Here is an 18804-nt window from a genome sequence, read left to right on the forward strand (position 1 = left end):
GCGACAATATCCCCGCCATTTCGACCGGTGCTGGCGACGGATCGCTGGAAATCCGGGCGCTGTCGGCGGGGCGCAATCCGTTCAAGCCGGGCGACCTGCTGGTGACGTCAGGCATTGGCGGCATTTATCAGCCCAATATTCCGGTTGCGGTGATCGTGCGTGTGCAGGGCGAAATCGCCTGGGGCTTCCCGCTCGCCAACCCCTCGCGGGTCGATGCTGTCGTGGTCGAGCGTGCGTTCGAGCAGGTCGTGACCCGGCCCGGTCCTGCCGCGCCCGCCCCGACGGAGGGTGCGGAGCCGGGCAACACCGCGACGCCATGATCGACCGGCATCTCTATCATGTGCCGCGACTGGGGCGGAACCCATCCCGTTTCCGGCTGGCTGGCATCCCGGTCATCACCGTCATGCTGGGATCGACGGTCACGGCACTGCCGCTGATCGCCCAGTCGCCGGTCATGCCGCCCTTTGGCCTGCTGGTCCTCCTGTCCTGGCGCTTGCTGCGCCCGGAATTGTGGCGGGCGTGGATCGGCCTGCCGCTCGGCCTGTTCGACGATATGTTGAGCGGCCAGCCAATCGGTTCCGCCATGTTCCTGTGGACGGTGATGCTGATGGGCGTCGACGCGATCGAACATCGCATGATATGGCGCAGTTACCGGCAGGACTGGCTGATTGCGGGTTTCGCCATTATATTCTGCATGGCCGGTGGGTTGTTTTTCACCCGCATCACCGGCGGAGGCGATGTGAGGTTCCTGTTGGTGGCACCACAGATGCTCTGGACGATATTGCTGTTTCCCTTTGTCGTCCGCCAATGCGCGCGGATCGACCGCTGGCGCGTGATGGCATGAAATTTCCCGGCCCCAAGCACCGGATCATCACCGAAGCCGCACAGTCCTTCACCTTCACCCGTCGCACCATGGTGCTGGGGGCGATACAGGGCGGAATTGGCGCTTTGCTGGCCGCGCGGATGGCCTGGATCAGCATTGCGGAAAATGAGAAATATACGCTGCTGTCGGAGAGCAACCGGGTCAACCTGACGCTGATCCCGCCGCGCCGGGGCTGGATCATCGACCGCAACGGGCGTCCGCTGGCGAACAACCGCACCGATTTTCGCGTCGATCTGATCCCGCAGCGGGTGGTGGATGCCGACGCGACGGTCAAGCATCTGGCGCAGTTGCTGAGCCTGGAACAGGATGAGGTCGATCGCATCCGCGAGGAACTGGACAAATCGGCCGGGTTCCGCCCGGTGCAGGTCGCCGACAAGCTGACCTACGATCAATTTGCCGCCGTCAGCGTGCGCCTGCCCGACCTGCCGGGCGTTGCGCCGAGCCAGGGATTTTCGCGCCATTATCCCGCCGGCTCTACGGTCGGCCATCTATTGGGCTATGTCGGCGCGGCGACGGCGGAGGAATATAAGGAGCGCAAGAACCCGCTGCTCATCACGCCGGGTTTCAAGGTTGGCAAGGACGGGCTGGAACGCGCCTTTGACGAGCATCTGACCGGCAAGCCCGGCGCCAAGCGGGTCGAGGTTACCGCGCGGGGCAAGATCGTCCGCGAACTCACGACCCGGCCCGACACGCCGGGCAACGCGATCAAGCTGACCATCGACGCGGGATTGCAGGAATATGCCGGGCGACGGCTGGCGACCCAGAGCGGCTCTGTCGTCGTGGTCGACTGCGCCAATGGCGACGTGCTGGCGATGGCGTCGATGCCCAGTTTCGATCCCAACAGCTTTTCCGACGGCATCAGCCAGACAGAATGGGCGATGCTGTCGCAGGACGACCATGTGCCCTTACGCAACAAGACGTTGCAGGGGCTTTATCCGCCCGGATCGACCGTAAAGCCCATGGTGGCGCTGGCGTTGCTGGAGGCGGGCATAGGGCCGCAGGAGACGGTCGGCTGTTCAGGGGCGCTGCGCGTCGGCAATACGCTGTTCCACTGTCACAAGCGGCGCGGCCATGGCGCGGTCAACATGCGGACCGCCATCGCCCAGAGTTGCGACATTTATTTCTATCAAATGGCCCAGCGCATCGGCATGGACCGGATCGCCGCGATGGCGCGGCGGTGCGGCATGGGCCAGCGTTTCGACCTGCCCTTCCCCAGCCAGAGTTATGGCACAGTGCCTGACCCGGCCTGGAAGCTTAAGAAATATGACCAGAAATGGCAGGTTTACGACACGGTGAACGCCACCATCGGTCAGGGCTATATGCTCATCAACCCGCTCCAGATGGCGGTGATGGCCGCGCGGCTGGCGACCGGCAAGCAGTTGATGCCCAATTTCCTCCATGGCGCCAAACGCCCTGCCCCGTCCTCCGTGGGTGCGTCGGAAGAGCATCTGGTGATCATCCGCGACGCGATGAGCGCGGTCGTCAATGGCGGTGGCACGGGCGGGGCCGCACGCATGGCCATTCCCGGCGTACTGATCGCGGGCAAGACCGGCACGGCGCAGGTCCGGCGCATCACCATGGCGGAACGCGCAGGCGGGGTGCGGCGCGACGCATCGCTTGCCTTCAAGCTGCGCGACCATGCGCTGTTCCAGGGTTTCGCGCCGTTCGACAATCCTCGCTATGCGGTCGGCTGCATCATCGAACATGGCGGACATATGATCCGCAACGAGGATGCACCGATGATCGCCAGCGATACCCTATCCTATATGTTCGATCCCAAGAAGGCGATGGAGAAGCTGGAGACGCTGGAAAAGGGTTGGGGCGGCACGCCGACCGAGCGGCAGGCGCGGCAGATGGGTGCGTTTCGCCTGGCCCGCGCAATCGAGAAGGGCGAGGTGCCACCGCAGGTAGCCGACAACGCCAGCAACGTAGCGGAAGCGGGCAATAGCGCCACGCCGCCGCCTGCCCCCCCCGCCCCCGATGAGGCGGACGACGTACCGCCTCCGCCCGGCAGCAATGTGGCGGACGCGCCATGAGCATCATTCCGCAGCCGCTCACCCAATTTCCCTGGCGCGTCATGGCCTTGCTGCTCGCCATTGCAGGCTTTGGCACGCTGGTCCTCTACAGCGCCGCCAACGGCAATATCTTTCCCTGGGCCGTCAACCAGTCGGTCCGTTTCTGCGTCTTTACCGCGATGGCGCTGGTGCTCAGTCGCATCCCGCTCGAAATCTTCGCGCGCTTTTCTTTCCCCGCTTATGTCGGCGTGCTGATCGCGCTGTTTCTGGTCGAACTGATTGGCGGCGTCAGGGGGGGCAGCCAGCGATGGATCAATCTGGGTTTCATGCAACTCCAGCCCTCCGAATTCATGAAGCCGATCATCGTGCTGGCCGTGGCGCGCTTTTATGCCAGGCTGCCGGTGGGGGAAATCCGCAGCTGGAACGCGATCTGGCCCGCTCTGGTGCTGATCGGCCTGCCCTGGTCGCTGGTGCTGGTGCAGCCGGACCTTGGCACCGCGACGATGATCCTGGCGGGCGGCGTGACCGTCATGTTCCTGGCCGGGCTGCCGCTGCGGCTGTTCATCGGATCGGGGCTGACGCTGGCGGCGATCGTGCCGGTCGCCTTCAGTTTCCTGCATGACTATCAGCAAAAGCGCGTTCTCATCTTCATGGACCCGGAAAGCGATCCGCTGGGCGCGGGCTATCATATCAGCCAGTCGAAGATCGCGATCGGATCGGGCGGTTTCTGGGGCAAGGGCTTTCTGCAGGGGTCGCAAAGCCATCTCGACTATCTGCCCGAAGGCCATACTGACTTCGTGTTCGCCACCATGGCGGAGGAATGGGGCATGGCCGGCGGCCTGTTGCTGATCGGCGCGTTCATGCTGCTGTTCCGCTGGGGTCTGCGGGTGGCGATGCGCACGACCGACCGCTTCGCCCGACTGGTCGCGGCGGGGCTGACGACGACGATTTTCTTCTATGTCGCGATCAATCTGATGATGGTGATGGGGCTGGCCCCGGTGGTGGGCATCCCCCTGCCCTTCATGTCCTATGGCGGATCGTCGATGCTGACGGTGATGTTGTGCGTGGGCATCATCATGGCCATCGACCGCTCCAACAGCCGCGCCAGCAACCCCGGAAACTGGGGCTGAAGCGGGTCTGCGCAATATTTCTGCGCCGCAAAGCAATTTAGGGTTTGCGAATCCCGATGACGCTGCTAATTGCCCGCCCACGCCAACGGGCACTGGTCATCCAGATCGCCCGATTGCCGGTGTGGACGCATAGCTCAGTTGGTAGAGCAGCTGACTCTTAATCAGCGGGTCCTTGGTTCGAGCCCAAGTGCGTCCACCATATTTTACCATTAAACCCAATCTCTTATAGAGATGGCTTGGTGGATCGCGCCGACCCTGCAACCTAATTTTTTGAATTAGGTTGCGTATAGGTTGCAGTGCGTACCCTCTGCTACAGCGCCTTCTTGGCCCTCTGCTCGTGCTTGATGTGCCGAATGCCCTTTCCCTATCCGCTTCACCCATGCCTCAAGACGCAAATACGTCATTTCGAGGCACCTACTTCCTCGGTTCTGGCCGCATCATACCTCCCCCTTCCCTCCCGGTGAGAGTTTTGGAGCATCAAGGAAGCAATCCGTTTCTTAGGGAGATGGCAGAGTGATGCTGATGAGCTACTGATCGCCAACGATCTGGCTATCCAACTGCATCACATGCGATTGGCGTCAATGAAACGCTGGAGACTCGCAACGACGATGTAGCGGGACCTACCCACCTTTACCGTCTCGATTCTTTGGTCTCTGATCAGAACATACAAAGTCGATCGACTGATTCCCGTCAATCGGACAGCATCCGGAATACGAACGGTCATTGGATAGCTGGGGGTGCTCGCCACGATTCTTCCTTCCAAGCGGATGCACGTCGGAAGATGTCATGAAGCAGGTCGTCAATATCCGCTCCCGATCACAACCGCCACCAGTTATGTCGGATTTGCGTAGGGTAGCCAGAATGGTGCGCGTTTCGCCCGTGAAGTGGCGCTCGGATACCGCACCACTTCACCGGCACGAACATAGCTTTACCATGCGATAGGTGGCTCGGCCGATTAGCAGATTTGAAATACGCCAATCATCCATTCAACTTATCCTTGATCGCCTTAGCCGCCGAGAACGTCAGTTTTTTCGAAGCCGCGACCTGAATGGTCTCGCCGGTCGAAGGGTTGCGACCTTCGCGGGCCGGGCTGCTTTTTACCTTGAACTTCCCGAATGCATTCAATGCTATCTCGTCACCCTTCGCCGCAGCCTCGGCGATGGCGCTGAATACGGAATCAACGACCTTCTTCGCGTCGGCCTTGGTCAGATTATTGGCGGCGGCGATCTGCTCGACCAGTTCGGAACTATTCATGATGCACTCTCCCTGTTGTGAGGTTTGATGGGCTTTGTCGCCCGGATGACGAGCACAGTGGTCCCTATTCGCTGGGTGCGAACATCGACAGCTTCTTGCGCAGTGTTTTGGGCTTCTTGGCCGGGGCGATAGCAGGTGTCGGCGCCGATTTCGCGCTCTTGCGGCCCAGTCCGATCTTGAGCGCCAGCGCACGGCGCCGCTCGGCATAGTTGGGGGCGACCATGGGATAATCGGCCGGCAAGTTCCACTTGGCGCGGTAATCGCCGGGGGTCATCTGGTGATGGGTCATCAGATGCCTTTTGAGCATCTTCATCTGTTGCCCATCTTCGAGACAAACGATGGTGTCCGGCCGGATCGAGCGCCTGATCGAAACCGCAGGCTGCGGCGCAGCTTCCTCGGCGGACCTTGGTGCCTTCAGTCCAGCCAAGGCACCGTAGACCCCGGCAATCAAGGAGGGCAGATCGGCGATCGTCACGCTGTTGTTCGCGACATGCGCAGAAACGATGTCCGCTGTGAGGGTAAGGAGATCAAACGCCGGGTTAAGCTCTTTATCCATCAGGATTGTTCCAATACATTGCCCGGACACCAAAAATGCTGATCCCGATCTATCGCCTGGGACCAGGTATGCAAAGGCAAGGAAGGCAATATCCGGTGTTTTACCAATTCTGGTTCGATCTGGGATTTGTGTTTCAAGGTGACTGACGTGCAAGGATCGGAATTGGCGCCTGCCCGTCCCGGCTGAGCTTCTCAAGATATTCCTGCAAAAGCACTCTCGCACGGGGGCTGAGGCTGATATGGATACGCCGAGCGTCTCGGGGATCCTTTTGGCGCTCCAGCAGGCCAGATCGAGTCATGTTCCCCGCCCAGCGGATCGCCGTACTGTGGGGAACCCGAGCAGCGATCGCGAGACTGGTGATCTGTACGTGCTCGTCTTTTGCTTCGGCAATGTAGAGGTCGAGCAGAATATCCCAGGCCGGATCGGAAAACAGCCCCGGACCGAACATATCGTCGCGAAGGCCCCGCGCCTTCAGGCACCATCTGGCAATGTGAAGACCTCGGGCGAGATGATCAGGCTCGGCCTCATGAGACAGTGCACCCTGCTGCGCCTCTTCGTCGAACATGAAGGTCGGCGGGCGTTCATCCGGATTCCCCCGTCCGGCCCGGTCATCGGCTGTCACCAGTAACACCGATCACAATCCTTTGATTTGCGTACTGCAGAGGCGATCCGGCGCGCCCGGCAAGCGCGCCGCAAGTCATGGGTGCAGGCGCTACTCGCAGCGTGTTTCGAACCATTGGCATGCCTCCGTGTAGAATGATGGGGACTGGTGGTCGACGGGACCGGGAAAGCCAGGTGCTACGACTGGCGGGCCAGTCAGACTCCTAACTTCAATTGTCAAAAGCCAATCGCCCCGTTTTGGTTATAAATCATTGCGTTACCGTCTGTCGCGCGTTCAAACCCGACGTTGAGGAGGCAAAGTTCCGCCTTCGTCGCTCCGGTCGTGCATGAGAATCCGGCGCATATCGGCGATGTTGTGATCGACGATGAATTCGAGCCAGTGGCGTTCGAGCTCGTAAAGATTACCGGCGAGCAGTTGCGGCGTGAATTGCAACCCATGCGCCATGAACAGCAGCGGGATAAAGATATAGCTGGGCGACATCCTGAGCGCCGCCGAGCAACGCAGATGATCGTCGATCCTCGTCTTCGGATTGCCGGATTCGATCTCGCGTATCCAGCTCACGCCCAAGCCCACGCTTTTGGCGAGCCTGGACTGGGTAAGGCCTTCGCGTCTCCGTTCGATCTCGATTCTCCTTCCCGACATCTGCTTGAGCTCGGCAAGCAAGGATGCGTCGGGTCCGGATGCCATGCGGTGATGCAGCATCTCCAACTCCTGACAGCAGCTTAGCCCGCCACGGCAGCTCGACATCCGAGAATTGGTGTGTGATACATAATCAGTCAATGACAATTGAGGCCATTATTGCCTGATCGGACTTAACTCAGTGCGTCTTGAGCGCAGCGTCTTGCCGATTTTCAAATAGTCACCGGCCTGGGTAAGCATTTCATCGTAGGCAGACGTGACTGCCTCGGCAGAAGCCAGACGAAATTGCTTCAGGGCAACAATGAACAGGCGCGAGTTCAATGCTGCGGGTCCGCGCTTCAGTGCCTGCTGGCCCAATCGTTCCGCAATCCGGGATGTCACATCGGATAGCGACAAGGGCGCGCCGACGAAGCAGACGCGGTCGCCATCTAGACCTGAATCCTTTAGCGTTTTCAGGTCATCGACGATGTTCTGGATATCGACATGGCCAAGATGAAGCAGCGCACAGTATAGCGTGTTGCCGAACGGAAGCAGCTCATTGACGAGATGACCGAGCCGACAATGACAGTCGAGGAACAGCTCGACCCCGGCGGGCGACAGTTTCAACTTGAAGGTTCTCGATACCCTTCCCACCGCGCGATTCGTCCCTTCTCATCAAGCAGAGCCGATCTTCACCCCTTCTGCCGGCTCTTGGCCGGACTGCATTTACAATAAATTGGTAACCAAAAACGTAACTCACTGGCGCTTCAAACGATGACCCAAGCTTACGCCCAAGACAATGGCCTGCGTCTTGCCCATTTGAAGTGAAACACACCATTGCTGCTGCCACAGAGCGCATCCGGCCCTAGCCCATAAGAGGGCACCTGCGGATGGATGCACTCCCCATTTTGGCAGGAGGCGGCAGGTGTACGAATTTCAGCAACATCGATCGAGTGTCCCGCTCCTGCTGCTCGGCGCTGGCTTCGTCCAGGCCTGCACTGCAGGGCACCATCATCCCGTCGCTGTAGTTCAAGCGGCATCGCCGAAGGTGATCGCCCAGGCGGACGATGGCTTTGTCATTCGCACCATCACCCCACAGGCGGTTGAACGATCAGTGGCGCCCAGCCCCGCAATCACAGGCTCAGTCATTCTGGGCAGCGCCGTCCATATCGACCGGCGCGCGCTCCTCCCCACCCAGCAAAAGGAAACTCCCCATGGCGAAACCCGCTAACTTCACGGCGCTGCGCGCTGCGACATGCGCGTTCGCGCTGGTCCTGAGCGGCAGCGCAGCCTTGGCTACGCCCGATGACGTCAGTGAAATCGGCGGCCAAGCCGATGCCAAGGCGCTCAACCAAGCGGCAGACGTGGCCCAGCGTCAGTTGCGCCAGACCTTTACCAACCTCCAGTTCGACGAGTTCGAACTCTCGCCGGTCAAGGGTGCGATCTACCAGGCGGTCGCAGGCGGTCGCATGATCTATTACGCCCCGGCCAGCGAACATATCCTGTTTGCGACGATATTCGACCGCAACGGCGTCAATCTGACCGCGCTTGCCCAGCAGGTCAGTACCGCGAAGCGGCTCCAGGTGATCGATCCCGCCCAAGCGCTGGGCATCGGCCCCGCCGATGCGCCGACCGTGATCGAGTTCACCGATCCCGATTGCCCATATTGCCGCGCGCTCGACAAGTTCTGGGCAGCCAAGGCGGCCGAAGGCAAGCCGGTGCGACGGATGATCTATTTCGTCAGCGGCATTCATCCCGATGCCGCTGCGAAGGCCGAGCACATCTTGTGCTCGGCCAACAAGGAAGCGGCGTTCCGCGCGATCTATGCGGGCTCCGCGCCCAAGGTACTCATGACCTGCGAGACGGGCGCGGCCAAGATCAAGGCCGATGCCGAAACCGTTCGCAAGCTGGGCATTGGCGGTACGCCGACCCTCATCATCGATGGCAAGCTCGTGTCGGGCTTCCAGCAGGCCGAACTCGAAGTCTTTCTCGAAGGCCAAAACAGCACGGCCCACAGGGAACCCACGACAGAGCCATCCCATGCGCCGAACTGACACAGGGCACCGGCCTGCCGATCCCCTTCCCCCTCACATGGCGGACGCCTTCTGCCTGGCCGGATCGGCCGGAAGCCAGGCGGACCGGAATGCCGGCGGTCGCGGCGCTTTCCAGGAGCCGTCCACCGCAGCCGTCGGCCGACAGCGATCACCATCGATGGCGGCAGGCAGAACCCCGGACGGTTCCATCATCAGGAGTACGAAAATGATCCGGAATTTCGGCAAACACGCGCTGGGCCCTGCACTTGGAATCGCCAATATCGGCGTCCCTTTGGCCTTGTTCGCGTTGGTGGGCGGCGCTGCCCATGCATTTACCGCGCCCGCCGTGGGCGACCTTGGTTACGACATCTACGACATCGTGGTAAACAAGGGGGTCAAGGGCCCGCTCGGTTTCGTCGGCGGTGTCGCGGCTTTCCTCTTCGGCGTTTCGCGGCTGTTTTCCAACATCATGGTCGGCATCCCGACCATCGTTGCCGCCGTCGCGCTGATCAAATCGGATTCGATCCTCCAGACCTTCGGCATGGTGATCTGAATCCCATGGGGGCCAAGCCCGTCCGCGTGTGGACCCAGCGCCGGTGAAACCCCCGATACGCTGGAGGCCGATGGTCGGCCTTCGGAAATGACCCCTGACGACGGGTGTCATGAAGCAGGAGGAGAAGGGCTTTGGACGAGCGTCTGCCCCAGTATCTGCACGGCCCGGTCCAGATTCTCTGGTTTGGTTCGGACGAGTTCATTCTGGTCATGTCGACCATCTTCGTCGCGGTCATCGTCGGCGGAATGGTCGGCTGGATGCTTATCCTCGCCCTTCTCCTTTTCATCCCCTGGAAGCGCACCAAGCCGCGCGGGTTTCTCTCGCACCTCACCTGGCGGTGGGGCCTGGTCCGCTTCCGTCATTATCCGGGTCCGACCCAGACCCGCTTTTACGAGTGAGGATACCCATGCCCTTCCTCAAACGCCGAACCGGCGCACACGACGATCCCCTGGCCGGAAAACCGGCAAGCTTCGGCATCCACCGCTATCTGCAGGGCTCGGCGAACCTGTTCGAAGAGAACCGGCTGCTCAAATTCGCGATTGCCGGCATGTTCGGGGTGACCGCGGTGCTGGGCACGCTGATCTACACCACCAACCAGAACCAGCGCACGGTAATCGTGCCGTTCGGGGCATCGGGCGACCTCTATATCACCGGCAACGCGCCATCGGCAGCGTACCTGCGAACCATGACCCGCAACATCGTCAGCCTCGCGGGCACCTATTCGGCCTATTCCGCCGACAAGCAGTTCCAGGAGCTGCTGAGCCTCGCGCACCCCAGCGCCTATAATGGCATGCGGGATACCCTGAACGCCATCCTCGACGAGCTTGCCGACAATCCGACGCTGTCGATCGCTACTTATATCCGCCCCGACCAGCCTGTCACCTGGACCGCGAGTGACATCGTCGTGCCGGTCGAGAAGGTCCGCGTCATCGGCGGCGTGATCCGCAAGTTTCGCGGCAATCTGCGCATCGGTTACGCGATCGACAATGGCCGCTTCTGGCTCACCCAGCTCACCGAGGAAAATTTCGATGCCGAAACCCGGTAAACGGCGCAGCTCACGCGCAAGATCGGCTGTGCTGCTGACCGCAGTCGCCTTGTTGCACACGGCCCCCGCCATGGCTCAGCCCATGATCGCCCTGCCCGATCAGACGAGCAGCATCCGCCTGTCCAACCGCGACATCAATCATGTCGTCTGCCTGGGCGGCGAGATCGAGGAGGTCAAATTCTCCACCGAAAAAGCGATCGCGGTCGAGAAAGCCGGGTCGGACGCCTGGATCAAGTTTCTGGTCAAGGAAACTGACGATGCGGGGATCACAACCCGCAGCTATGTGACCAGCCCGTCGGAATTCTTCATTGCCTGCAACGGGGCGATCTATCCGCTCTATGCCGAGCCGTCGGATATCCCGGCGCAGACGGTCACGCTCGCCCCCGGCGCACCCCAGCGCGCCAAGACCAATGCCGATCTGCTCGGACCGCTGGTCGAGGAAGATCGCGCAGTGTCGATTACGCTCGCGCTGCTACAGGACCGGGTGCCGGCAAGCTTTGCCGAAGTCGCGCCGCGCGGCGGCAGTATCGCGCTTGCAGGTCTCCCCGCCGCCTCGCTCTACGAGCGCCGGCGCGTCGAGATCGAGGGCGCGGGGCTTTCCGCATCCGAATATCTGGTGAGCGCGGCCAGTGACGCCGCGTTCGATGAGCGGGCTTTCCTCACCCCCACACTCGGCGCCCAGATCTTTGCTGTTACGCTCGACCGGCTTGTCCTCAAAGCGGGCGAAACCGCGCGCCTCATCGTCATTCGCCGGGGAGAGGTGCAATGAGCGCCGACGACAAATCTGTGCCTGATGCGCGTCCACTGCCCGGTGTCGATACGACCGGCGCGCAAGATCCCTACCGGGCACATCTTGCCGAACAGGCAGCCGCCGACAGTACCTTCGCGCGTGGCCCCGCCCTGCTCGATTGGAAAGCCCGCTGGGATGTGCTCGGCTCCACCGCCAAGCTCCGGGTCAAGCAGGCGGCGCTCGCCGGGGCCATCGGCGTGCTTGGTTACGGACTTTATGCGGCAAGCTCGAGCAGCAACAAGCCCGAATCCGCCGCGCCCGCCGCTTCCAAGCTCGACATGGGCGCAGGGCTTCGCGGTGACAGCCTCGAGGTCAAGCTGCGCGGGGACTTCGAAAAAATCCTCGGCGGCCAGCAGCTGCTCGGCGACCGGGTCACGGCGATCGAGGAAGGCAAGCTGCCACAACATGGGGCGGGTACCGATGCGGGTGCCACCGGCGCAGACATGGGCGGCGATGGCGGCGCGCTGCCGCCCGCACTTCCCGGCTCTGCGCCTGCCTATCCACCCTCAGCGTCAGGGGCTGGCGGCGGCGACGCAGGATTGCCCGCACCGCCGTCAATACCCGCGCCTCCAGCGGCGCCCCCTGCCCCGCCGATCGAGAAAGTCGTGGGATCGATCGGGGCCGCCACCAGCCCGGTCCTGCCCAAGGACGCATCAGGAACGGGGGCGGATTCGAAAAAAAAGAATCGGACGATCTATTTGCCGCCTGGTTTCATGAAAGCACGGCTCCTGACCGGGGTGGACGCGCTGGCGAGCCGGGACGCGACCTCGAACCCGGAACCGGTGATCGCGCGCGTCCAGGCCCCCGCCGTGCTCCCCAATGACGTCAAGGCCAACCTCTCGGGCTGCTTCGTCATCGGCAATGCGACCGGGAGCCTGGCCAAGGAGCGGGTCGAGGTCCAGCTGGTGAGCCTGTCCTGTGTCGATTTCGACGAGCATTCGGTCGTCGATCAACCGGTCAAGGGCTTCTTCGTCGATGCCGATGGCAAGAAGGGCCTGTCGGGCAAGGTGGTGACCCGCGCCGGTGCCGCGCTCGCCCGCAGCTTCATTGCCGGCACGATCAGCGGCATCAGCCAGTCGGTCGAGAATACTTTCGGCCAAACCTCGACCTCAGCGCTCGGTTCGGTCCGCACGCTGAATGCCGGGGACGCCGCCAAGACCGGCATTGCCGGCGGCCTGTCCAAATCGTCCGACAAGCTGACCGACTTCTATCTCGATCTCGCCCGCCAGGCGGGCCCGGTCGTCGAGGTCGGCGCGGCCAAGGAGGTGGTCGTGGTGATCCAGGAGGGCGTCACCCTCGAAATCAAACCCAGCGCCGGGAGCAAATTCTGATGCGCACGTCCCCCTACCGCTCTGGAGTATCCGCCATGCCATCTCCCTCCAATGCCTCGCGGCCCCGCCGCCCGGCGCGGCGCCTGCTGATCCTGATCGCCGCAGTCGCGCCGCTTTCGGGCTGCGCAACGGTCGGCTCGATCATGTCGCCCTATTCGGAGAAGTTCTCCTGCAAGAACGCCGATCACGGCCAGTGCATCCATCCCGAGAAAGCCTATGAGGACGCGGTCGCAGGACGCAGGTCCCGCTCGGATCCCGCCGTCACCCGCGACAAGAAGCTGCTGCGCGATCCGGGAGGAATGCAGGCAGACGGTACGCCCGGCACCGGCGCGTCGGCGCAGGGCGGCGGCAAGGCAATGCCCGGCGCTTATGCCGGATACCGCGACAGCGTCTATCGCGAGTTGCAGGGCCTGATCGACCAGCCTGTCACGCCGATGCTCAAACCCAGCCAGGCGGTGCGCACGCTGATCCTGCCCTATGCCGACCGCCAGCGTCCCGACCGGCTCTATATGCCGCGATACGTCTATTCGATCCTCGAGCGACCCTCCTGGGTGGTGGGCGGCTATCTGGTCGAGCCGCTGTCACCCGCGGCCCAGCTCCCGGTATTGGGCCAGCTGCGCGAGCGGAGCACGGATGCCGCCGATCCGGTCGTACCTGCCTTACCTGTCACACCCGCCAAGGAGCCCCGTCGATGAACGGGTCCACCAGCGACACCGGCGGCATAACCTTTGCCGCCTTGCGCCGCAGCGTCGCGCGCGATTCCTATTCAGATCATCTGCCGCTGGTCGCCTGGGTCGAGGAGGAGGCTGCGTTCCTGACCATCGACGATGGCTGGGGCTATGCCTGGGAGATGGTGCCGAGCGCCTATATGTTCACCCATGTTCACAGCGCCTTGCTCGGCCTTCTGAACATTCACTTTGAACCGGGCACAGTGCTTCAGATTCACACTTTCGCCGATCCGCTGATCGACGATGCGCTTGATGCCTATCTGGCCTTGAAGACCCGCGACGATCCGTTGATTCAGGCATCCGCAAAACGCACCTACGACTATCTGCGTGAGGGCCGGCACGGGCTGGAGGCACTCCATGGCATCCCGATCCGCAATTTCCGCACGATCCTGGCCGTCAAGACAAGGCTACCGCTGGGATCCGATACGAGGCGGCAGATCGAGGAGCAGCTTTCCAAGCTCGGGATCGTTCCCCTGCCGCCCGAAGAAATCATGGCCTTCTACCGGCGCATCTTCAACGGCGTGTTCAGCGCCGCGCCGGGCAGTTTCGTCAATGGCGCCAGCGACGGCGGGGTGCCAATCCCCTTGCGCAAGCAGATCATCGACGCTGGCCCCGATCTGCGCTTCGAAGGCCCCGAGGTGTTTCTGGGCGGTCAGGTCGCGCGCTGCCTCACCCCCAAGGCGCCCGCCCGGCGGATCAGCGCCGAGCGCGCCAACCGACTGACCGGCGGCATGCGCGGCAGCTCCGAGGACAGCGATCAGATCGGCGGTCCATTCCTCTATACGCTCAATGTCCTGTTCGATCATTCGGCCTTCGAGATCCACAAGCGCGCGCAGATCCTCTCGGCGCAAAAGGCCGCCGGTTCCTTCGCGGTCGAGGTCGGCAAGCAGATTGAGGAGATCGGCTGGGTGCTTGATGAGGTGGGCAACAGCCGCTTCGTGCGGGTGATCCCGACGGTCTGGGTGTTCGGCCAGACCCGCGCCCAGGCCCGCGAAATGGCGGCCCGCGCCAAGCGTCTGTGGGAAAGCGAACCCCTGCCCTTCATGATGCAGGAGGAGAGCTACCTCAACCCCGTGCTCCTACCGATGAGCCTGCCGTTCGGGCTCTATCCCGACACCAAGACGCTGCGCATGCTCGAGCGCGACTTCCGCATGCCGGTGAAGGCCGCCGTGCTGATGGCGCCGATCCAGACCGACTTCAGGGGCGGCGGCCGTCCGGCACTGCTCTATACGGGGCGCAAGGGCCAGCTGATCACGCTCGACCTGTTCGATCCGCGCATCAACAATTACAATTTCATCGTCTCGGCCGAGAGCGGCGCGGGCAAGAGCTTCCTGCTCAACAATCTGTGCCAGCAGTATTATGCGAGCGGCGCGCTCATCCGCATCATCGATATCGGCGGTTCCTACCGCAAGCTCTGCACGCTCTGCTCGGGCCGCTATATCGACATCGGCGAGGAACGGTTGGTGCTCAACCCGTTCGACATGGGGCTGGCGCTCGACGGCGAGGACAAGCAGTCGGCGATCGCCATGGCGGTCGCGATCGTCGCCGAGATGGCCAATGCCGCAACCCGCAAGGGGGTGTCGTCAGCGCAGTGGAACCTGATCAAGTCCGCCGTACAGTGGACCATCGAGGGTGGCCATGCCGAGCGCGGGATCGACGCGGTGCGCGATTGGCTCGGCGCCTATCCGGCGCAGATATCGAGTGAGCTCGACCGGGTCGATCATCTGGTTCCGGTGGCGCGCGAGCTTGCCTTCAACTTGCGCGATTTCGGGTCGGACGGGGCTTACGGCCATTATTTCAACGGACCTTCGACGCTCGACATTTCCAGCGACGAATTCGTGGTGCTCGAACTCGAGCGGCTGAAAAACATTCCCGACCTGTTCAACGTGGTCGTGATGGTGGTGGTCAATGCCGTCACCCAGGAGCTGTACTTGTCGGGACGCGACCGGCCGCGCTTCGTGCTCTGCGATGAAGCCGCGCAGTTCATGACCCGCACCGACGGGCAGGATCTGTCGCGCCTCGCCGAGGCGTTCGGGCAAGGCTATCGGCGCGCGCGCAAATATCAGGGCAGCTTCGGCATCGTCATGCAGTCGATGAACGATCTGCTGTTGTTCGGCGGAACCGGCCAGGTCATTCTCGAAAATGCCGCGACCCGGTTTCTCCTGCAAGGCTCGACCTATGACAAGGCGGTCGAGAACAAGATCCTCGACTATTCGGGCTTCGTGTTGGAGCTGCTGAAATCGGTCCGCAACAACAAGCCCAATTACAGCGAGGTGTTCATCGATAGCCCGCTGGGCCTGGGCATCGCGCGGCTTGTGGTCGATCCGTTCAGCTACTGGATCAACACCTCGGCCCCGACCGAAGTCGCCGCCTTCGAAGCGCTGCTGCGGCTCGGCCGCTCACCGCTCGAAGCGGTCTGCGAACTGGCCGGTGTCGACCCTGCCGAGATCCTCGGCCAGCGCCCGCCGCTGCGCCTCGCCAGCACCGTGCAGGAGGCGCTGTGATGCGCTCCAAGCACCCCCATTCCGACCAGTTCCCGTTCGACTGGAGCACGGATGCCGAACTCGAGCGCATGATCGAGGCGCGCGTCGCGATCCGCGCCGAAGCCGCGGCTTTGCGCTGGCGGTTCCGGCTGATCCTGATCGAATCCACGCTGATGGCGGGGCTCGTGCTGGCTGCCGGTTTCGCGCTGCATCAACCGTCTGCGCTGGTGCTGCGCGGCGCGGCCACCGTCGGGGTCGCCTGCCTGGTTAGCGGCTTGCTGCTGATCGGCCTCTCAGGCCTCTCCGGCCATCTGGCCGCGCGCTATCGCCACTGGAGGAACCAATGACCACCCCTGCATTCGCGAACGGCAGCGCCCGCACGCTGCATTGCCCATTTGCCGGCCGCCACGCGGACGAGTCGCCCCACGATTTCCTGCTGCGTCGCCACGACGAAATGGGCACCGAACTCGCCCTGCTGCATCGGCAAGTCGAATTCCAGACCGAGTGCTTGCGTGAAGCGCGCTGGGCAGCCCATCGCAGCACGCAATGGCTGATCGCCGCAGCCGCACTCGACGCTTGCATTTCCCTGATGATCTTCCTGACATGGGCGCTGGCCGTCCTGCCGGCATCGCTCGCGGTGCTTGGCGTCGTGGCGCTCGTCAGTGGCAACCTGATCGTTATCGGTATGCCGGCACTCGAACGGGCTCTCGGACGCATTCGCACATGGCGGCGGGCATGAGCGGAATCCTCTCCGCCTCACCCGGGCCCTCGGCGATCCGCCTGATGGTCGGCACGCACCTGCTGCTCCTGATCCAGGCTGCGCTGGTGCTGTGGTCGGCGCCGTCTCTCGATATCGCGCTGCGGGTGCTGATCGCGCTGGTGTTCGCCATGGCGGTCGGTGGGTTATGTGCCGCGATACACGGCCTGTCGGACGACAATCGCCAGACCTGGTGGAGACGCCGTCATGGCCGCTGAACCTCTGCCTCCCAGCCCTGACGAACCACCGCAAGGCTGGGGTGTGGTGATATTCCAGTCGGCGACGATCGCGCTGATGCTGCTCGCTTCCGTCGTGGTCGCCGCCAGCGCGCACGCCGCGACATCGACCATCGGCCGCACCTGGCCGATCGCTGAGCCCGATGCGCTCACCGAGATCGAGGCCAGGGCATCGCAGCTCCCCGCCGATATGCGCGCCAGATATGGCCCGCGATCTTCCTGGTCAGCGATGAAGGCTGCTGTACTCACGCCGGCCACGCGCAGCCAGGTGCGCAGCGTCGTGCCGTTCTATACGCTCGAGACGGAGATTCGTCTGCCTGGCGGCGAGCTGCTTTATCCCAAGGGCTACAGCTTCAACCCGCTTTCCTATGTGACGCTGCCGCAGCGCCTGGTGGTGGTCCACCCGCGCGATCTTGGCTGGGCGCTCAAGACCGCGCGGCTCAGTGATTTCATCCTGCTGGCGGCGGGCAGCGCGCAGGACGATGACGCCATCACGCTCTCTGAGAGGACCGGGCGTCCGATCTTCATCCTCGAGCAGCGGATCAAGGACCGGCTCGCCCTGACAGTCGCCCCCGTGATCATTGCCCAGGTCGGCACAAGGCTGGAACTGACCGAGGTTCGGCTCGACCGGACTGCTCGCGCCGCGGGAATGGCACAGGTTCGGCCTGCCCAGAGGAGGCAAGTGCCATGACGCGGCATTACGCGAGACTCATGAGTGCCGCCGCCGCGCTGCTTCTCGCAGGCCTTGCGCCCACCACCCCAGCGCAGGCCTCGTCCTGCCCGACCGGCACGGTGTTCAACCCGATCACCAAGGTGCGCTGGAACTGCATCTTCCCGATCACCATCGGCGGGGTACGGATCGGCAGCTTCGACAAGCTGTCGAAGGAACTGGACGCGCAGTCCTCGTCGAAACCCCTGTGCGCGTGCCGCAAGGGCGCGACCTTCTGGTTCGGGGTGAAGGTCAGCTTCTGGTCGCCCAATCGTATGGTCGATGTTGTGACCGAGCCCGGCTGCATGATGGCGCTCGGCGCCGATCTCTTGCCCACGCACGGCAAGCTCCAGGGCAGCCAAAGTTCCATCTCTGACGGAACAAACACCCGCAAGATGTTCGCGCAGATGCATTATTACATCTCGCCGGTCTGGAAGATGCTCGACATGTTCACCGACCTGCCCTGCCTTGAGGATGACGGTTTCGACGTCGCGCTGATCACCGAGGTGCTCCCGACCTGGCAATCGGGTACGCTGGGCGCGATCATCCAGCCCGAGGGTATCCTGTTCGGTAATCCCGCCGCGGGCCTCGCCTGCATGGCCGACAGCGCCGCGGCGGCGGCGGGCAAGGTCATCGATCCGCTGTTCTGGTGCATGGGCAGCTGGGGTGCGACCTATCCCATCGCGGGCGACATCCATTTTGACGATTCGGTCGAAGCCTGGGCGGGATTGGCGGCGCGCGGCACGTTCATGATGGGGCGCCTGGGTGCGCTCACCATTTCCTCGGCCGATGGCTGCTCGTTCAAGCCGCAGCCGATCTGGACCAAGTCGCGCTACAAGCTTCAGCTGATGGAGCCGGTCAAGGGCGGCAAATGCGTCAATATCGGTCGCCCGGGCGCGCTGTGGTCGTCGGGCAAACATGCACCGGGCAAGGACAACGCCCAGTTCATGCTGTTCGAGAAGGTGATCTGCTGCGCGGGGATACCGGTGCCATGAGCCGGTTATCCTCCAACTCTTTACCCCCTAGGCCCTCGCCTCACAGGCCTTTCCCGGATCGTCTCG

General features: G+C 62.9%; 24 protein-coding genes and 1 tRNA gene. 19 read left to right on the forward strand and 6 right to left on the reverse strand.

Annotated elements, in window-relative coordinates:
* From EBBID32_RS04265 to EBBID32_RS04285, 5 genes are all read left to right on the forward strand, one after another.
* A partial coding sequence (locus EBBID32_RS04265) for a rod shape-determining protein MreC (protein WP_037488691.1) occupies window positions 1-320 on the forward strand: 320 nt, incomplete at its 5' end.
* Window positions 317-844: a rod shape-determining protein MreD gene (gene mreD / locus EBBID32_RS04270; protein ID WP_006951349.1), complete on the forward strand. Its 528-nt coding sequence runs from the start codon at window positions 317-319 to the stop codon at window positions 842-844. The genes EBBID32_RS04265 and mreD, both read left to right, overlap by 4 nt.
* A complete protein-coding gene (mrdA, locus tag EBBID32_RS04275; protein WP_006951350.1) occupies window positions 841-2919 on the forward strand; it encodes a penicillin-binding protein 2 in 2079 nt (692 codons plus the stop codon). The genes mreD and mrdA overlap by 4 nt, the downstream gene beginning before the upstream one ends.
* The gene (gene rodA / locus EBBID32_RS04280; RefSeq protein WP_006951352.1) at window positions 2916-4028 is read left to right on the forward strand and encodes a rod shape-determining protein RodA; all 1113 of its coding nucleotides are present in this window, start codon (window positions 2916-2918) and stop codon (window positions 4026-4028) included. Before mrdA ends, rodA begins: the two co-directional genes overlap by 4 nt.
* Window positions 4029-4151: 123 nt before the next feature.
* Window positions 4152-4227 (forward strand) — tRNA-Lys (locus EBBID32_RS04285).
* Window positions 4228-4590: 363 nt separating this feature from the next.
* Here EBBID32_RS04285 and EBBID32_RS23440 read toward each other — a convergent pair.
* The 6 genes from EBBID32_RS23440 to EBBID32_RS04315 form a co-directional block, all read right to left on the reverse strand.
* Window positions 4591-4752 (reverse strand): helix-turn-helix domain-containing protein, encoded by a 162-nt coding sequence (locus tag EBBID32_RS23440; RefSeq protein ID WP_081628027.1) that lies wholly within the window; start codon window positions 4750-4752, stop codon window positions 4591-4593.
* A 254-nt stretch (window positions 4753-5006) separates the two neighbouring features.
* Window positions 5007-5282 (reverse strand): HU family DNA-binding protein, encoded by a 276-nt coding sequence (locus EBBID32_RS04295; protein ID WP_006951354.1) that lies wholly within the window; start codon window positions 5280-5282, stop codon window positions 5007-5009.
* Between the two features lie 64 nt (window positions 5283-5346).
* Window positions 5347-5838: a MucR family transcriptional regulator gene (locus tag EBBID32_RS04300; protein WP_006951355.1), complete on the reverse strand. Its 492-nt coding sequence runs from the start codon at window positions 5836-5838 to the stop codon at window positions 5347-5349.
* A 133-nt stretch (window positions 5839-5971) separates the two neighbouring features.
* Window positions 5972-6469: a hypothetical protein gene (locus EBBID32_RS04305; RefSeq protein ID WP_006951356.1), complete on the reverse strand. Its 498-nt coding sequence runs from the start codon at window positions 6467-6469 to the stop codon at window positions 5972-5974.
* Between the two features lie 264 nt (window positions 6470-6733).
* Window positions 6734-7162, reverse strand: coding sequence for a helix-turn-helix domain-containing protein (locus EBBID32_RS04310; RefSeq protein ID WP_006951357.1), 429 nt, complete (start codon window positions 7160-7162; stop codon window positions 6734-6736).
* Window positions 7163-7255: 93 nt separating this feature from the next.
* The gene (locus tag EBBID32_RS04315; RefSeq protein WP_006951359.1) at window positions 7256-7705 is read right to left on the reverse strand and encodes a hypothetical protein; all 450 of its coding nucleotides are present in this window, start codon (window positions 7703-7705) and stop codon (window positions 7256-7258) included.
* Between the two features lie 298 nt (window positions 7706-8003).
* Here EBBID32_RS04315 and EBBID32_RS04320 point away from each other — a divergent pair, with 298 nt between their 5' ends.
* The 14 genes from EBBID32_RS04320 to EBBID32_RS04385 all read left to right on the forward strand — a co-directional run bounded on the left by EBBID32_RS04320 (window position 8004) and on the right by EBBID32_RS04385 (window position 18738).
* The gene (locus tag EBBID32_RS04320; protein WP_037488693.1) at window positions 8004-8309 is read left to right on the forward strand and encodes a hypothetical protein; all 306 of its coding nucleotides are present in this window, start codon (window positions 8004-8006) and stop codon (window positions 8307-8309) included.
* Complete coding sequence (locus EBBID32_RS04325; protein WP_006951366.1) at window positions 8293-9132, forward strand: DsbC family protein; 840 nt, start codon at window positions 8293-8295, stop codon at window positions 9130-9132. The genes EBBID32_RS04320 and EBBID32_RS04325 overlap by 17 nt, the downstream gene beginning before the upstream one ends.
* Before the next feature lie 205 nt (window positions 9133-9337).
* The gene (locus tag EBBID32_RS04330) at window positions 9338-9664 is read left to right on the forward strand and encodes a hypothetical protein (RefSeq protein ID WP_006951369.1); all 327 of its coding nucleotides are present in this window, start codon (window positions 9338-9340) and stop codon (window positions 9662-9664) included.
* Window positions 9665-9795: 131 nt separating this feature from the next.
* The gene (locus tag EBBID32_RS04335) at window positions 9796-10062 is read left to right on the forward strand and encodes a type IV conjugative transfer system protein TraL (protein WP_006951371.1); all 267 of its coding nucleotides are present in this window, start codon (window positions 9796-9798) and stop codon (window positions 10060-10062) included.
* An 8-nt stretch (window positions 10063-10070) separates the two neighbouring features.
* Window positions 10071-10709 (forward strand): TraE/TraK family type IV conjugative transfer system protein, encoded by a 639-nt coding sequence (locus tag EBBID32_RS04340; protein WP_006951373.1) that lies wholly within the window; start codon window positions 10071-10073, stop codon window positions 10707-10709.
* Window positions 10693-11478, forward strand: a complete 786-nt coding sequence (locus tag EBBID32_RS04345; RefSeq protein ID WP_037488696.1) for a type-F conjugative transfer system secretin TraK — start codon at window positions 10693-10695, stop codon at window positions 11476-11478. Before EBBID32_RS04340 ends, EBBID32_RS04345 begins: the two co-directional genes overlap by 17 nt.
* A complete protein-coding gene (locus tag EBBID32_RS04350; RefSeq protein WP_006951377.1) occupies window positions 11475-12830 on the forward strand; it encodes a TraB/VirB10 family protein in 1356 nt (451 codons plus the stop codon). The genes EBBID32_RS04345 and EBBID32_RS04350 overlap by 4 nt, the downstream gene beginning before the upstream one ends.
* A gap of 35 nt (window positions 12831-12865) precedes the next feature.
* Window positions 12866-13525, forward strand: a complete 660-nt coding sequence (locus EBBID32_RS04355) for a TraV family lipoprotein (RefSeq protein ID WP_006951379.1) — start codon at window positions 12866-12868, stop codon at window positions 13523-13525.
* Window positions 13522-16062 carry a TraC family protein gene (locus tag EBBID32_RS04360; protein ID WP_006951382.1) on the forward strand — a complete coding sequence of 847 codons (2541 nt, stop codon included), beginning with the start codon at window positions 13522-13524 and terminating at the stop codon, window positions 16060-16062. The genes EBBID32_RS04355 and EBBID32_RS04360 overlap by 4 nt, the downstream gene beginning before the upstream one ends.
* Window positions 16062-16388: a hypothetical protein gene (locus tag EBBID32_RS04365; protein ID WP_006951384.1), complete on the forward strand. Its 327-nt coding sequence runs from the start codon at window positions 16062-16064 to the stop codon at window positions 16386-16388. Before EBBID32_RS04360 ends, EBBID32_RS04365 begins: the two co-directional genes overlap by 1 nt.
* Entirely contained in the window at window positions 16385-16780 is a 396-nt protein-coding gene (locus tag EBBID32_RS04370; protein ID WP_037488699.1) for a hypothetical protein, read from the forward strand. Before EBBID32_RS04365 ends, EBBID32_RS04370 begins: the two co-directional genes overlap by 4 nt.
* On the forward strand, window positions 16777-17016 hold the full coding sequence (locus EBBID32_RS04375) for a hypothetical protein (protein ID WP_037488702.1): 240 nt from the start codon (window positions 16777-16779) through the stop codon (window positions 17014-17016). Before EBBID32_RS04370 ends, EBBID32_RS04375 begins: the two co-directional genes overlap by 4 nt.
* Window positions 17006-17725 (forward strand): conjugal transfer protein TraW, encoded by a 720-nt coding sequence (locus EBBID32_RS04380; RefSeq protein ID WP_051093266.1) that lies wholly within the window; start codon window positions 17006-17008, stop codon window positions 17723-17725. The genes EBBID32_RS04375 and EBBID32_RS04380 overlap by 11 nt, the downstream gene beginning before the upstream one ends.
* A gap of 20 nt (window positions 17726-17745) precedes the next feature.
* Window positions 17746-18738 (forward strand): TraU family protein, encoded by a 993-nt coding sequence (locus EBBID32_RS04385; protein ID WP_006951394.1) that lies wholly within the window; start codon window positions 17746-17748, stop codon window positions 18736-18738.
* The last annotated feature ends 66 nt before the right edge of the window (window positions 18739-18804 follow it).

Origin of the sequence: Sphingobium indicum BiD32 (assembly GCF_000382885.1) — a bacterium.
GTDB classification, from domain to species: Bacteria; Pseudomonadota; Alphaproteobacteria; order Sphingomonadales; family Sphingomonadaceae; genus Sphingobium; species Sphingobium japonicum_C.

What these genes read in the sequence shown, in the direction of transcription:
- EBBID32_RS04330 (WP_006951369.1), top strand. Translation starts at nt 9,338, where the DNA reads ATGATCCGGAATTTCGGCAAACACGCGCTGGGCCCTGCACTTGGAATC.
- EBBID32_RS04345 (WP_037488696.1), top strand. Translation starts at nt 10,693, where the DNA reads ATGCCGAAACCCGGTAAACGGCGCAGCTCACGCGCAAGATCGGCTGTG.
- EBBID32_RS04375 (WP_037488702.1), top strand. Translation starts at nt 16,777, where the DNA reads ATGAGCGGAATCCTCTCCGCCTCACCCGGGCCCTCGGCGATCCGCCTG.
- EBBID32_RS04310 (WP_006951357.1), bottom strand. Translation starts at nt 7,162, where the DNA reads ATGCTGCATCACCGCATGGCATCCGGACCCGACGCATCCTTGCTTGCC.
- EBBID32_RS04380 (WP_051093266.1), top strand. Translation starts at nt 17,006, where the DNA reads ATGGCCGCTGAACCTCTGCCTCCCAGCCCTGACGAACCACCGCAAGGC.
- EBBID32_RS04300 (WP_006951355.1), bottom strand. Translation starts at nt 5,838, where the DNA reads ATGGATAAAGAGCTTAACCCGGCGTTTGATCTCCTTACCCTCACAGCG.
- EBBID32_RS04385 (WP_006951394.1), top strand. Translation starts at nt 17,746, where the DNA reads ATGAGTGCCGCCGCCGCGCTGCTTCTCGCAGGCCTTGCGCCCACCACC.
- EBBID32_RS04325 (WP_006951366.1), top strand. Translation starts at nt 8,293, where the DNA reads ATGGCGAAACCCGCTAACTTCACGGCGCTGCGCGCTGCGACATGCGCG.
- EBBID32_RS04350 (WP_006951377.1), top strand. Translation starts at nt 11,475, where the DNA reads ATGAGCGCCGACGACAAATCTGTGCCTGATGCGCGTCCACTGCCCGGT.
- EBBID32_RS04360 (WP_006951382.1), top strand. Translation starts at nt 13,522, where the DNA reads ATGAACGGGTCCACCAGCGACACCGGCGGCATAACCTTTGCCGCCTTG.
- mreD (WP_006951349.1), top strand. Translation starts at nt 317, where the DNA reads ATGATCGACCGGCATCTCTATCATGTGCCGCGACTGGGGCGGAACCCA.
- EBBID32_RS04295 (WP_006951354.1), bottom strand. Translation starts at nt 5,282, where the DNA reads ATGAATAGTTCCGAACTGGTCGAGCAGATCGCCGCCGCCAATAATCTG.
- EBBID32_RS04355 (WP_006951379.1), top strand. Translation starts at nt 12,866, where the DNA reads ATGCCATCTCCCTCCAATGCCTCGCGGCCCCGCCGCCCGGCGCGGCGC.
- EBBID32_RS04340 (WP_006951373.1), top strand. Translation starts at nt 10,071, where the DNA reads ATGCCCTTCCTCAAACGCCGAACCGGCGCACACGACGATCCCCTGGCC.
- EBBID32_RS23440 (WP_081628027.1), bottom strand. Translation starts at nt 4,752, where the DNA reads ATGACCGTTCGTATTCCGGATGCTGTCCGATTGACGGGAATCAGTCGA.
- mrdA (WP_006951350.1), top strand. Translation starts at nt 841, where the DNA reads ATGAAATTTCCCGGCCCCAAGCACCGGATCATCACCGAAGCCGCACAG.
- EBBID32_RS04370 (WP_037488699.1), top strand. Translation starts at nt 16,385, where the DNA reads ATGACCACCCCTGCATTCGCGAACGGCAGCGCCCGCACGCTGCATTGC.
- rodA (WP_006951352.1), top strand. Translation starts at nt 2,916, where the DNA reads ATGAGCATCATTCCGCAGCCGCTCACCCAATTTCCCTGGCGCGTCATG.
- EBBID32_RS04365 (WP_006951384.1), top strand. Translation starts at nt 16,062, where the DNA reads ATGCGCTCCAAGCACCCCCATTCCGACCAGTTCCCGTTCGACTGGAGC.